The organism is Gracilibacillus salitolerans (genome assembly GCF_009650095.1).
GTDB lineage: Bacteria > Bacillota > Bacilli > Bacillales > Amphibacillaceae > Gracilibacillus > Gracilibacillus salitolerans.
The window spans coordinates 1,190,048-1,203,932 of sequence record NZ_CP045915.1; the positions used below are offsets into that span (position 1 = coordinate 1,190,048).

The window sequence follows — 13,885 nt, forward strand, 5'->3', positions numbered from 1 at the left end:
TCAGCTGCTATGATGAGGAGGTAACAACATGGAAGGCAAAGGTTTAATAGGTGGGTTTTATAGAATATCAAACATCATTACGAGGTTTGTAGGTATAAATTTATTATGGATTTTATTTAATTTGCCATTACTGTATTTGGCATTGTGTACCATATATGCACAAAATATTAATCAGTTGATGACTCTAGGAGTTACCATCACCATCCTAGCGCCTTTTGTCTTTTTTCCATCAACAACAGCCATGTATGGAGTAATCCGTAAATTTATCCTTAGTGAAGAGATAAGGGTGTTTCAGTCCTTTTTAAGGTATTATAAAGAAAATTATGTGAGAAGTATGGTTGGAGGATTATTGATTGGGCTAATGTGGATCGTGTTGATTGCTGATTATTATTACTTTACTACATTTATTGAAGGTTGGTTTAAGTATTTATTTATCAATTTAGCTTTATTTTTATTTGTCTTTACACTTCACTTCTTCTCATTAACGATTCATGTGCACACCAAACTAAAAGATACGTTTAAAATTGCTCTATTACTTACATTTGGAAATCCACTCCTTACATTGGTATTAGGTGCAATTACTGTTTTAATCATTTATTTAAGCTTTAACGTTATAACATTTTTGATACCATTTTTCTTGGGTTCACTTATTTCATATGTATCATTCTATGGATTTCACAAGTTATTTATGAAAATCCATTCATCTTATTTAACAGATCCAAAGACAACTGATACTATCCAAAATTAGATTGTTTTCAGAAACCAATTGTTCTTCCATTGATACACATATGTTTTTAATGATTCTTTTATATCTAGCCCACTGGTATTATGTTAACCCATTCATCCGACGAAGCAATGATTGAAGATATAAAAAAACAATGCAATGGTGTATGGAAACATCAAAAAAATTGAGGACGAACGTTTTATGTACTGGTGTGATAAGAAAGGTCTACTTGTTTGGTCAGAAATTGCAGCTGTCTATGAATACTCAGATGAAGCTGTTGAGAATGTGACAAACGAATGGCTAGAAATTGTGCAACAACGTTACAATCATCCCTCGATTATTACTTGGGTACCGTTTAATGAATAATGAGGAGTATCAAACATTTTTAAAGATAAGAGATAACAAGCGTTTACTGAATCTATCATTTGACTAAGTCTATTGACCCAGAACGTCCGGTAATTGTAAATGGTGGTTGGGAGCATACCATTTCTGATATTATCACACTTCACGATTATGAGGAGCTTGGAGAAGTATTTTATGAGCGTTACAAAGATAAAGATCCAATCCTGAACAACGAAATTTCACATAATAACCATAAATATGCATTTGCTGATTGTTATGAATATAAAGATCAACCTGTTATGCTCACTGAAATGGTGGAATTGCTTCCAAAGATAATAGCGGATGGGGACATGGTAACCAGCCCGAAAAACTTTAATAAAAGTAGACGATACAAAACGAGTTGTAAATAATAATTAGAACACATGACAAGAAACCACCTTACTATTCGGAACTCAATACGAATAGTAAGGTTTATTTTTGTACTTTCAGAATGGATATACGAAAGTGGAACTGCTTGTGCATCTGAATGAACGTTCTTAGACGACCTCTCTTCACCATAAATTAGTTAAGAAGGGAGAGATTCTTTTGAGACAATTAGATTGGACCATGATATTGTTTGTTAGTTCTTCATTATTGCATGAATATTGGTTGTTATCAGGTCTACCCCGCATTTACTACTGGGATGTGAAAAGACAACATTTAAATAATGTGAAGGAGGCCGATGAGAATAGAAAAACTGCTTAATAGATCAACGATATGAATCGCACGTACAGAGCAGTAGCATATCAAATAAGGAAAATGAAGTATCGGAAAAATATTTACAGTCAGCGGGAACATTGCACACCACAATATAGGATTTTGATTCATTGGAGGTAGGGATTGGGGCCTTATCGTGTACCAACTACTTTCTCGTTTGGCGAATGGCTACAAGGACGTAATAGCTGGGTTAAGCGAGTAAGGTGACAGATAAATACAGAGGAGCACATTCCTTATTTGTATGGATTGTAACATTTACTCGATCATTAGACCATTAAGTTTTTCTTTTTTTTTACCTTTTTTTAATTGACTAAACGTTCAGTCAATAATAAAATGGATACATAATGAAATATAAATTAGATGGAGGGTTTACCATGGATTTGTATTATCAGGTAAACGGAGAGGGACTTCCTATTGTACTTCTACATAGTGGAGGAACGGATTTGAGAGATTGGACATTTTTAGCTCCACTCTTAACTAAACAGTATAAAGTTGTTACGTTTGACGTGCGTGGAATTGGAAAATCACCATCACCAAATGAAAAGGCCAATTATGTTGAAGATTTATTATTACTTATTGATCATCTCGAGCTAGAGACGGCAACGCTTGTTGGTCATTCAATAGGGGGGCAAATTGCAACAGAATTTGCGTTGAATTACCCGGAAAAAGTAAAGAATCTGATTTTAATTGCACCATCATTATCAGGTTTTAATTATTCTCAAGCATTTAATGAGTATATTAACAGCATTAACCAGGTTGCTCCAGACCTCGATCAAATGCTTGATATCTCTTTGAGTGGTTCGCTATATCAAGTTGTCATGTCAAGTCCACGGCGAGAAATTATGATTCAAATGCATCGAGACTACTTTAGTCGAATTTTAACATGGCCTAATTTTGAAATGATCTGGCCACAACCACCTGCTGTTGAGAGATTAGATGAAATATCAATGAATACGTTGTTTATTATAGGTGAAAAAGATTTTCAAGATAATCATCATGTAGCAGAACATTTTAAAAAAGTTCCGAATCTCCGTTTTTTTGAAATAGCGAATGCAGACCATATGGTAACCCTTACTCATCCAGAAGAGTTATTTTTGAAGATTGATAATTTTATGAAGGAATGATCTGTACCATGCCAAGAACTCATGAAGAGAATAAACGAATTCGTCAAATAGCGAAAGAAAATATCCGGCACAAAGCGATGGATCTGTTTATTAAACAAGGATATCATGCGACTTCTATAAGTGATATAGCGAAAGAAGCGGGAATCTCTAAAGGCTTACTTTACAATTACTTCAAAGGAAAAGAAGACCTTCTTGCGACAATTGTTGAAGAACGAATTGGAAAATTAATTGAAGTGATGGAAGGTGCTTTGTCACTTGGTACACCAAGTGACCAGCTAAAATATATTGTAAATCACGCAATAGATAATGTATACACAAATCCAAGTGTACATCGTTTTTTTCTACACTTACAGACACAACCTGAAGCAGATGAAGAGTTAATTAAATATAGTAAACGGATCGTCGAGGAAAACGCAAGACAATTTGAGCTACAATGTGAAATGTTTGAAACGTTAGGGATTGAAAGTCCTCGGAAAAGGTCTCTATACTTTTCTTCTACATTGCAAGGGGTGATGCTGATGATTTCAACTTATCCTCAGACATTTCCAGTTGAAGAAATCAAAACACAAATCATACAAAAATTTTGCCAATCATCGAGCAATGAACGTTGAATAATAAGATATAGCACTGTATTGATTGAAAAGTATGCAGGTTTTTCGAATGATGAATTTTTATAAGTATATGGAGATAGTAGTAAAAAATTACATTGTTCCCTATATTATTTTTTGATCTTCAAATATATATGATGTGTTATCTGTGAGCACTTGGATCAAATTTTAATTCATAGAATCTAAACGAACATGATAAACGCCTAGTACATTTTCCTCCTTACTGAATTTACTAATAATAAATGTGTGTAGCAAGGAGGAGTAAGATGGCACGAGTAAGCTTAATTCCTTTTAAAATGGAACAACAGATTGACGACACGAGTGAAATTCCTGCTGGTATCGAAATGATGCAAGCACCTAAAAAGTGGGAAGAAGGTTATAAAGGTAGCGACGTTGTGGTTGCTGTAATTGATACAGGGTGTGATCGAAACCATCCAGATTTAAGAAACCGAATTATGGATGGTAGAAATTTTACTACTGAAAACAATAGCAATCTTCGAAATTTTTCCGATCAAAACGGACATGGTACACATGTTGCTGGAACGATTGCGGCTGTGCTCAATGGTCGAGGTGTAGTCGGAGTAGCTCCTGAAGCCAAATTATTAATATTAAAAGCTTTTGATGCCAAAGGTTCTGGAGACTTTAATGGCATTATACAAGCGATTCAACATGCTATAAAATGGCGTGGTGGAAATGGGGAAAAAGTTCGAATTATTTCCATGTCCTTCGGTGCAAAATGGGATGTACCAGAGCTTCATCAAGTGATTCGAAAAGCTGTAACTAATGACATTTTAGTTGTGTGTGCTGCCGGAAATGAAGGAGATGGAGATGCACGAACAACAGAACGAATGTATCCCGGATATTATAAAGAAGTAGTGCAAGTAGGTGCCGTAGATAATGAAGGTAATATGGCTGAATTCACGAATACAAATGACGAGGTTGATCTAGTGGCACCTGGTGTCAATGTGATGTCCACCTATTTAAATGGGAAATATGCGAAGTTGTCGGGAACGTCCATGGCAACCCCACACGTTTCCGGAGCTGCTGCGGTTCTGATTGAACAAATGGAGCAGGAGTTTGAAAGAACATTAACAGAACCAGAAGTGTATGCTCAACTTATAAAATTAACGTCCCCATTAGGATATAGTAAAAGAGTGGAAAGTAATGGTTTGATTACTTTAACTAACGAGCCTGTATATAGAGGGGATTCAGAGAATCCAAAAGAGATAAAATCCTTGTCAAAAGCTAAAAACAATAAAATGGCAGGAAGTGGTTTTGTCATCCCTGATGTAGAAGTATAAATCCAAGTAGCTGTCTCATAAGGTACGCTGAGCTGACTTTTAAAACAGCTACTTGTGTCTAACTTATTTCTAGCTGGTGACTGGTAATTAAACAAGCGTTGCTTAAATTAGGTATGATGATTATCTAAGAGATGAATCACTTCTTGTACGAAAAGGAGAAAGTAGCTATATAAGATTCTTGAGACTTATTAAAAATGAAAGAGTGGTGTTCCATAGATGACAAATAGTAGAAATAATCCTAAAGTTGATGAATATTTAAGTAAAGCAAAAAAGTGGAAGGAAGAATTTGAGAAGTTGAGAAATATCGTTCTTGACTCTGAGCTGACCGAAGAGTTTAAGTGGAATCACCCTTGTTACACGTTGGAGGATAAAAACATAGTTTTAATACATGGATTTAAAGAATATTGCGCGCTTCTTTTTCACAAAGGTGCCTTGTTAAAGGATCCACATGGCGTTCTAATCCAACAATCGGAGAATGTACAAGCGGCTCGCCAGATTCGATTCACCAATGTTGAAGAAATAGTTGAAAAGGAAAACATCTTGAAAGAATATATTTATGCCGCAATTGAAGTTGAAAAAGCCGGTTTGAAAGTGAAAAAGAATACAGAAGTCATCATTCCTGATGAATTGCAAAATAAATTCGAGGAAATCCCTGCTTTGAAAACTGCTTTTGAAGCATTGACACCGGGGCGGCAAAGAGCATATACCCTTTATTTTTCTAAAACCAAAAAATCCACAACTCGAGAGGCAAGAATTGAAAAATATGTCCAGCCAATTATTGATGGAAAGGGATTAAATGATTAGTATAGTGTGAGTAACATAATGTTAGGATATGGTAAAATGAAAATAATAGGCTCTGGCTAATTTGAAATAGAGTAAAAAGGAGCTTACGATGACAATTATCGATAAACTAAACCTTACTAAATATAAAAATATGGCTGTTCTTCATCAACCGAATGATTATAATTTGTTTGATGGATATCAAGCAGAATTAACTGGAGACCATGATGCTATTTTCATTTTTGTAGAGACGATTGATGAAATGGCAAGCCATACTCAACGGATAATCAAAGAGGAAGCATTACTTAAAAAAGGATATTTATTTTTTGCCTATCCGAAAAAAGGGAACAAACGGTATGATACATATATTCACAGAGATGATATCTTTCCATCACTTAAAGTTGGAGAAGATGGATATATGGAAAATAGCGATTTGAAATTTTCACGGATGGTGAGTATGGATGATGTATTTACTGTCGTTGGCATCAAACGTGAAAAAAAGAAAACGAATAAGTCATCGGCAGCAAGTCAGTCTGTAGTTGATTATGAAGACAACGTCAAGGATCTTGATGAAATTTTAAGTGATTATCCTAATGAACTTAATTTTTTTCAAGAATTAACACCTGGGTATCAACGAGATTGGGCTCGTTATGTTTTTTCTGCTAAACAGCAAAAAACACGTGAAAAACGTCAGGCACAAATGATAGATATTTTATCACAAGGTTATAAATCGGTGGATTTATTTCGTCAAAAGAAGAAATAGAAGATAGTATGTAATGTGTAAGACGGAGGTATTTGGACTGGGGAGGATAAAATAATTTGAAAAGCCTACATATGAAGGATCGCTTTCAAAAAATATATAAGCAAAGAGAAGAAATGAAGAAAGAATTGACTAGTTTTCGAAATAAGGAATGGAATAGGCCACATCAAGATAAGTGGTCGTGGGGAGAAACCTATTATCACCTATATTTGATGATGAAATGGTTTCGAAGACTAAGTAAAGTGTATGTTCCTTCATCTTTGCCTATTGCTACATTAAGAAAAAACAAACCATATAAAGTACATAGTACGGATGTATACGAGGCATATAAGGAAAAAAATAAGAAGCCGATGAGAGCTCCCTTCATTTTAGTCCCCCCAAAAGGTATAGAATCCGATGTTGATTTTCAATGGCTGATAGAAGAATTAGATAAAGAGACAAAACATATAGAGCATATAGTTTCAAACATTGACGATGATGTTGCTGGCCATATACGCTTCCCAGATCCACTCGCAAACAATCCTAATTTGATCCAAAGTATTGATCTGCTTGGCATACATGAGAAACACCACTTTTTATTATGCGAAAAATATTATAACGAATAATGTTATGAAGGCTCAGACTTAATTCAAACCAAATGGAGGTAAAGGAGACAGCCCCTTTACCTCTCTTTACCTTTATTGAATTTCCAAAACACGATCTCCTTGACGGCCATAGCCATCAATTTCTAAGCGGTCTTTATAGATGCGAATGATAGAGTAGGCAGTGGTGTCCTCAGTTTCTACCATTCCCTCAAGATTGACGTAGTGAACGCCATTTTGTAGACCGTAGTTGCCAGCGTGGTTATGTCCGTTAAAATAAGCCACGACATTGTCATTAGCCTCAAGTACTTCTGTCACTTCTTCTGCATTCCAGACATTGTGGTTATTTTCCGGATAGACTGGCATGTGTCCAAATACAACCACTTTTTCATTTCGTTTTGCTGATTTATCCATTACATCTTGAAGCCAAGTTAACTGTTCGGCGCTAATGCCACCGTTGTATGTTTGGGCATGGATGGCACCACTTTCTACTAATTCATTATACATTTCCTCGGCTTCTTCGTATTTCTCAGAGCCTTCAGGATTTGCGTAGAAACTAAGGTCATTTGTATCAAGGACAACAAAGCGCCAATTCTTGTATTTAAAGTCATAATATTGATTTTGCATGCCAAGAATGTCAATCACTTCGTCTGTTTTTACAGCAAAATCGTGGTTGCCGAGTACATGATATTTTCGACCTTCTATCATATTAAAGATTGGTAGAATGGTAGAGAAACTCTCTACATCTCGGTCAATTAGGTCGCCAAGCTGTACAGTAAAATCGACATTCTCTTGATTTAATGCTTGGGATGCATCAATCAGCTTTGATACAGAATTGCGGTAATAGCGCGTACCATTAATTTCACAATCACAATACTGTACATCCGGGACAACTCCAAATTCCAACTTTGGTTGTTCCGCACCTTTGGCATATGTGGGTGCTGTTGGAGAGCCGGCAAACAATGTCACAGCAAGCCCGACAGTGGCTACCAAACCAGTTAATTTACCGAAAAGTTCTATTTTTGGATGAAACACGATTCATTCTCCTTTCCCTTAGTTATTTTTAACTGGGTGATGATACACATGCTCTGGATAGTCGGTTATAATTCCATCTACACCTAAGTCAAACAGGCGGTTGGCTTGTTCTTGTGATCTAGATGTATATGGCATAATCTCCATTCCCACAGCATGAACGCGATCAACTAACTCTGGTGTTACAATGTTCTGATTAGGGTTGAAATAATCTGCATATGTAGCGAACGCTTCTAATTGCTCATCGGTCACGCCTGCCCAAGTGAGGCCCGCTAATACGCCGTGAGGAATTTCTGGTAAAAGCTCTTTTGAAAGTTCCATAGATTCATGATTAAAAGATTGGATAATAATCTTTTCATTATTGGTATGAGCCATATTGCGTTCCTTTAAGGCATCTGCAACTTTTTCCACCATACTAGGATATAGCTCTGGTGATTTTAGTTCGATTAAAATGCCTACTTTTCCACGAAAGGCATCTAGTACTTCTTCAAACGTTGGGATTTTCTCTCCAGCAAATTCTTCACTAAACCAGCTGCCAGCATCTAACGCACGGATTTCTTCTAGTGTCAAATCACCAACTGCGCCAGTACCATTTGTTGTACGGTTTACTGTAGTATCGTGAATAATTACTAACTCTTCATCTGCTGTCATTTGTACATCAATTTCAATGTAATCTGACTTCATTTCCACACCTTTATGGAATGCTGCCATCGTGTTTTCTGGTGCATGTGCAGATGCTCCGCGATGGGCTACATTAACCATCTTTTGCTGCTCTTGTTTGGAGATTGTGGTCTCCTCCTCATTTGCAAATGCTGGAACTGCGAAACTAGTCATCAGAATACTCATGATAAAGAAAATAGTTAAGAAACGCTTCATATCAATTACCACTCCTTTGAATTTGATAACTCTATTATAAATAGAGAATATGAAGCGCTAATTAATAGACTATTAAATGATTGTAAGAAATTTTGTGCATATTGTCGCAAGTCAAAAGTAGGCGGAGAAGTCCAGTGCCTGCATCAGTTGTGTGAATCCGTCGATTATGTTGATTAGAAATCAAAAGTTTATAAAATCCCCATATAAATCCGAAGATCCTCCCCCTTATCCGAAATTCTTCTCCTTTTTACAGATGATAAATTTTGGCATAATAAATTCACCCATTTCTATTAAGCAAAATTTGAAAACGGTAACATATTTAATTTTAATTCTTCTAAATAGTTGTCTACTATATCAGGAGGTGATTTTTGCAAAAAATACTGTGAAAAAGCTGTAAATTGGAGCTTTGTCAAATAGGAAAAAAGGGGGGAGATCATTCATTAGTGTATCCATATGAACTATTTTAGTAGGAGTAATAGCTTTCTTGATATGTTAATTCTCGTACTAACAAAATAAAAGGATGTGAGTAATGTTGTTAAGAAAACAAAGAAGAACGCTCAAGCGAATAACGATGGTAATGTTAGCATTATTATTGGTCATATCTAATTTTAGCTTACCTCTAATGGCAGAGACGGCTAGTGAAACAACACAAATATCCAATTTAAAAGTTGAAAGCATTGTTAATCCACTAGGACTTGAGACACAATCTCCACGATTTAGCTGGATGATGGAATCGGATAGGAAAGGTCAAAAACAAACAGCTTATCAAATCTTAGTTGCATCTAGTAACAGTAAACTTGATGAAGGTGTAGGCGATATTTGGGATAGTGGAAAAGTGGCCTCCGATCAGTCGATTAATATTGAATATGAAGGAGAAGCCTTATCACCAACAACAAGATATTATTGGACGGTAAAAGTTTGGGATTCAAATGATAACTTGTTAACAAGTGATGAGAAGACCTGGTTTGAGACGGGTCTAATGGATACAGGGTGGGATAATGCCGAATGGATTGGGGGTACTGAATATGTATTAAATGCTAGTACTAAGCCAGTATTTAACCTAGAATATGAAATTACCATTCCTGAAGGCAGTACAAAAGGAAGCTTTATTTTTGGAGCAAACGATCCAAGATTACTAGACAGAAATAAAAATAATTACAGCATCGAAGGAGAAAATTATATAAAATATGAAATTGATCTAGCAGAACTTGAAGAAGGTACTGGTCCAGCAAAATTAGATGTGTATCGAAAAGGATATGGACCAGAAAAGGATATAGGTCAATTAGATGAAACACAGCCAATTGCTACAGGTACGATAGATTCAATTAATGATTCGAATAAGAATGAACCACACGCTGTAAAAATAAGCGTATCTAGCAATGCTGCTACCGCTTCCATTAATGGACAAGATATAGCAATAACAAGAGCGGCATATCCAGACGAAGAAGCAAATAATCAACTTACTTTAAACCCTTTAAACGCAGTTCAAGATGTTCCAACGTTCCCTAGATTAAATGAAATTGGTTTTTCCGTTGATCCGAACCAACAAGCAAAATTCAGTAATATCAAAATATCCAATGTTAGAGAACCAAATGGCGTTTTATTTAGCGAAACGATTGACTCTGACTATGCTGGCATTTTTGAAGACTATGTAGATGGGTCACAACTAGTAATAGAAGATGAAGGTTTCACCGTAAACGGTAATTCTGATGGAGTTACTATTTATAGTGATCCTAGTCATACATCAGATCCTATGCTTCGAACGGAAGTAGACTTAAGTAAAGAGATTCAAAGTGCGCGTTTGTATGCTACAGCTCGAGGGATTTATGAGTTTTATATTAATGGAGAAAAAGTAGGAGAAGATTTCTTCGCCCCTGGTGCCACGGAATATGCTAAACGTATCACGTACCAAACATACAATGTTACCGATATGATGAATGAAGGGGAAAATGCAATTAGTACGATGCTAAGTTCTGGTTGGTGGCATGATCAAATGACTTTTAATTTATCTAACTATAATTTTTTCGGTGACCATTCCTCATTGCTTGCAAAATTAGTAATTACTTATAAAGATGGTACCACGGAAACGGTTGGTACCGATACAGAAAATTGGAAGTATTATGATGAAGGTCCAATAACTTATTCTAGTTTCTTTAGTGGAGAAGACTACGATGCGACAAGGGAAGAATACGTAGATGGTTGGGATAAACCTGGATTTGATGACAGTGAATGGTCAAAACCAGAAGTGATTACACCATTAGATGAATTTGTAAATCCAGAAATTGTAAGTGGAGTCGGAGAAAGTGTCACAGAATTTGAAGAAATAACAGCCAAATCTTACACAGAACCAAGACCTGGTGTATATGTTTATGATATGGGAACAAACATGGTAGGGGTTCCGCAAATTACGGTGACAGGGGAGAAGGGTCAAGTTGTTACGATGAGAACGGCAGAAATGGTATATCCTGACCTGCCTGCATATCAAGATATAAATGGATCAAGTATGGTTGGAATGATTTTAACCGAAAATTATCGAGCTGCATTAAGTACTGATACGTACACGCTAAAAGGGGATAAAGAAGGGGAAACCTATCAACCACGCTTTACATTTCACGGTTATCGTTATTTAGAGATTACCGGTATTGATGAACCATTACCGTTAGAGCAAGTAAAGGGAATAGTACTAAGTTCTATTAATGAACTTACTGGAAGTTACGAAACGTCACATCCTTTAGTAAATCAATTATTTGAAAATATTACACGTTCTCAGCTTGGTAACTTTTTGAGCATTCCAACGGACACACCGGCAAGGGATGAACGTATGGGATGGTTAGGTGATGCACAAGTTTTTGCACGGACAGCAACTTATAACGCAGATGTCCAGCAATTTTTTGCAAGGTTTACGGATACAATGCGTGACAGTCAGGGAGCAGATGGTGGATACCCCAATTATGCACCAAGATATGTAGTTGACCCACAATCAGGCGGATGGTTAGCATGGGCAGCTGCAGGTGTCATCGTACCATATGAGACGTATCAACAGTATGGGGATACGAAGTTAATTGAAGAACATTATGAGTCTATGACAAGGTTTATCAATGGCATTCACAACGGAGATAAAATTAGTGGTTATCAATACTTAACTAATCGATCTGGAATTGGTGACCATATATCAGTCGTTCCAACGGATACAAGTTTGATGTACAATGCTATTTATGGGTATTTGGTTCGTTTGATGTCTGAAATGGCAGACGCCGTCGGGAAGACAGAGGATTCAGACCATTATATTGAAATTCATGAAGGAATAAAAGAAGAATGGAACCAGACGTTTGTGGATCCAGAAACATACCAAACTAGAACTACAACAGGAGAAGAACAACATACTCAGACCTCCTATTCTTTACCATTATATTACGGAATGTTTAATGATGAATATAGGCAACACGCTGCAGATTATTTAGCTAATTTAACAGAAGAATTAGGTTATACGATAACAACTGGGTTTTTAGGAACAGCTCCAATGAATCCAGCCCTTTCAGCAAATGGACATAAAGATACTGCCTATAAACTGTTAGAATCAACTGATTACCCATCATGGCTCTATCCTGTAGTAAACGGAGCAACATCTATTTGGGAAAGATGGAATTCTTATACGCATGAGGATGGATTTGGTGGTAACAATTCAATGAACTCCTTTAACCATTATGCTCTTGGGGCAGTTGGGGAATGGATGTACAATTATTCCCTTGGAATCCAGCGTGATGCAAATAATCCTGGATTCAAACATTTTAACCTTAAGCCAGAATTTGGCGGGACAATGACATACGCGAAAGGAAGCTATAACTCTATTCATGGTAAGATTGAGAGTAGTTGGGAGTTAAGTGAGAGCGGTGATATTTTCACTTATGAAGCTACTGTACCTGCGAATACAACAGCTACCCTATATCTACCGACAGTTTCAGAAAAAATGGTGATTGAAGGTGATATATTAGCGTCTAATGCAGAAGGATTAGATTTTGTTAAATATGAAGATGGAAAAGCAGTATTTGAGCTTCAATCAGGTAGTTATGAGTTCCATTCGGTAATTAACGGCTCAGAAATTTCCACTATTGAAGCGTTGCATGAATTACTAGAAGACTATATTAGCTCAGGAGATATAACTGCTCCGCTCACCAATCAACTAGAAAATAGTTTAAAACAAGTACAACATCATACTAACAAAGGTGCCTCTGAAATGGCAGAAAAGCATATAAATAACTTTATTAAGCACTTAGGGAATAAAGAAGAAAATAGTACTGAGACATCGAGAGTTCATTTATTAATAGGAGCTAGATCACTAAGTAGTATGTGGTGATAGTTCCCTTAGATATATAACTATTTTAAAGATCTTTTCGCATATTAATGGTTGCCGAGGTACCTACGATTTTCCATGAGCTCATAAGGATTAACAGAGTGTATCAAAAGTCACAAGATTTCAACTTTTGATACACTCTTTTCAATCATCATTAGCAACTGGAAGAGCTTGTAAAACATTATTACCCTTTACTGTTTAACCACACTATCTACAAAATTCATTGCATTTTGAGATTTTCTTTTGCATATTTGCTACCCTCTATTTCAAATCCGTGTGGCAGTTTCTCTCCACTTTTACTATAGATATTTAATTTATGCTTAATTCCTAGTTTTGTTAACTTATTCTCTAAAACATTAGCTTGATCGTTAAAAGTAGGCCTACGATTATTCTTAATTAGAAAAGTGATGAAGTTTGTTTAAGAGAAATAAAATAGAATTAGCTGGAGAACATGATGCTTTTAGTGCAATGTAGGTGTCTAATTAATTGAGATACACTACAAATGATAAGAAAAAGTAAGGTAAGAGAAGGCGAAAGTAGAGGGATTTATATTTGGAGCTTTTTCATTTGATAGGGGTGTTGAATTGTATGAAAAGCTTACCAGACGTTATGTAAAACAAAAGAAAACCTTGTCGAAAAACTCTATTAAA

At 36.0% G+C, this 13,885-nt stretch carries 13 protein-coding genes; 11 read left to right on the forward strand and 2 right to left on the reverse strand.

All coding sequences use genetic code 11. The annotated features are described in order from the left end of the window. The first annotated feature begins 28 nt into the window (after positions 1–28). The 10 genes from GI584_RS05785 (at position 29) to GI584_RS05820 (ending at position 7,000) form a co-directional block, all read left to right on the forward strand. Entirely contained in the window at positions 29–748 is a 720-nt protein-coding gene (locus GI584_RS05785) for a YesL family protein (RefSeq protein ID WP_153790578.1), read from the forward strand. Between the two features lie 177 nt (positions 749–925). Beyond that, positions 926–1,090 carry a hypothetical protein gene (locus GI584_RS24370; RefSeq protein WP_407647398.1) on the forward strand — a complete coding sequence of 55 codons (165 nt, stop codon included), beginning with the start codon at positions 926–928 and terminating at the stop codon, positions 1,088–1,090. Between the two features lie 59 nt (positions 1,091–1,149). Further along, entirely contained in the window at positions 1,150–1,476 is a 327-nt protein-coding gene (locus tag GI584_RS24375; protein ID WP_407647399.1) for a hypothetical protein, read from the forward strand. Between the two features lie 175 nt (positions 1,477–1,651). Then, a complete protein-coding gene (locus tag GI584_RS23795; RefSeq protein ID WP_194842130.1) occupies positions 1,652–1,810 on the forward strand; it encodes a hypothetical protein in 159 nt (52 codons plus the stop codon). A gap of 386 nt (positions 1,811–2,196) precedes the next feature. Further along, entirely contained in the window at positions 2,197–2,946 is a 750-nt protein-coding gene (locus GI584_RS05795) for an alpha/beta fold hydrolase (RefSeq protein WP_153790579.1), read from the forward strand. Between the two features lie 8 nt (positions 2,947–2,954). Further along, entirely contained in the window at positions 2,955–3,557 is a 603-nt protein-coding gene (locus GI584_RS05800) for a TetR/AcrR family transcriptional regulator (protein WP_153790580.1), read from the forward strand. Positions 3,558–3,820: 263 nt separating this feature from the next. Then, entirely contained in the window at positions 3,821–4,855 is a 1,035-nt protein-coding gene (locus tag GI584_RS05805) for a S8 family peptidase (RefSeq protein WP_153790581.1), read from the forward strand. Positions 4,856–5,071: 216 nt separating this feature from the next. Then, positions 5,072–5,659 (forward strand): YdeI/OmpD-associated family protein, encoded by a 588-nt coding sequence (locus GI584_RS05810; protein ID WP_153790582.1) that lies wholly within the window; start codon positions 5,072–5,074, stop codon positions 5,657–5,659. Positions 5,660–5,747: 88 nt separating this feature from the next. Then, a complete protein-coding gene (locus GI584_RS05815) occupies positions 5,748–6,398 on the forward strand; it encodes a YdeI/OmpD-associated family protein (RefSeq protein ID WP_153790583.1) in 651 nt (216 codons plus the stop codon). Between the two features lie 56 nt (positions 6,399–6,454). Then, positions 6,455–7,000, forward strand: coding sequence for a DinB family protein (locus tag GI584_RS05820; RefSeq protein ID WP_228552350.1), 546 nt, complete (start codon positions 6,455–6,457; stop codon positions 6,998–7,000). Positions 7,001–7,072: 72 nt separating this feature from the next. Here GI584_RS05820 and GI584_RS05825 read toward each other — a convergent pair whose 3' ends face one another. Then, positions 7,073–7,969 carry a metallophosphoesterase gene (locus GI584_RS05825; protein ID WP_194842131.1) on the reverse strand — a complete coding sequence of 299 codons (897 nt, stop codon included), beginning with the start codon at positions 7,967–7,969 and terminating at the stop codon, positions 7,073–7,075. 60 nt (positions 7,970–8,029) lie between these two features. Continuing rightward, positions 8,030–8,884, reverse strand: coding sequence for a glycerophosphodiester phosphodiesterase (locus GI584_RS05830; RefSeq protein WP_100361586.1), 855 nt, complete (start codon positions 8,882–8,884; stop codon positions 8,030–8,032). A gap of 529 nt (positions 8,885–9,413) precedes the next feature. Here GI584_RS05830 and GI584_RS05835 point away from each other — a divergent pair. Then, positions 9,414–13,238, forward strand: coding sequence for a family 78 glycoside hydrolase catalytic domain (locus GI584_RS05835; RefSeq protein WP_153790585.1), 3,825 nt, complete (start codon positions 9,414–9,416; stop codon positions 13,236–13,238). Positions 13,239–13,885 lie beyond the last annotated feature (647 nt).

What these genes read in the sequence shown, in the direction of transcription:
- GI584_RS05785 (WP_153790578.1), top strand. Translation starts at nt 29, where the DNA reads ATGGAAGGCAAAGGTTTAATAGGTGGGTTTTATAGAATATCAAACATC.
- GI584_RS24370 (WP_407647398.1), top strand. Translation starts at nt 926, where the DNA reads ATGTACTGGTGTGATAAGAAAGGTCTACTTGTTTGGTCAGAAATTGCA.
- GI584_RS05795 (WP_153790579.1), top strand. Translation starts at nt 2,197, where the DNA reads ATGGATTTGTATTATCAGGTAAACGGAGAGGGACTTCCTATTGTACTT.
- GI584_RS05800 (WP_153790580.1), top strand. Translation starts at nt 2,955, where the DNA reads ATGCCAAGAACTCATGAAGAGAATAAACGAATTCGTCAAATAGCGAAA.
- GI584_RS05805 (WP_153790581.1), top strand. Translation starts at nt 3,821, where the DNA reads ATGGCACGAGTAAGCTTAATTCCTTTTAAAATGGAACAACAGATTGAC.
- GI584_RS05810 (WP_153790582.1), top strand. Translation starts at nt 5,072, where the DNA reads ATGACAAATAGTAGAAATAATCCTAAAGTTGATGAATATTTAAGTAAA.
- GI584_RS05815 (WP_153790583.1), top strand. Translation starts at nt 5,748, where the DNA reads ATGACAATTATCGATAAACTAAACCTTACTAAATATAAAAATATGGCT.
- GI584_RS05830 (WP_100361586.1), bottom strand. Translation starts at nt 8,884, where the DNA reads ATGAAGCGTTTCTTAACTATTTTCTTTATCATGAGTATTCTGATGACT.
- GI584_RS05835 (WP_153790585.1), top strand. Translation starts at nt 9,414, where the DNA reads ATGTTGTTAAGAAAACAAAGAAGAACGCTCAAGCGAATAACGATGGTA.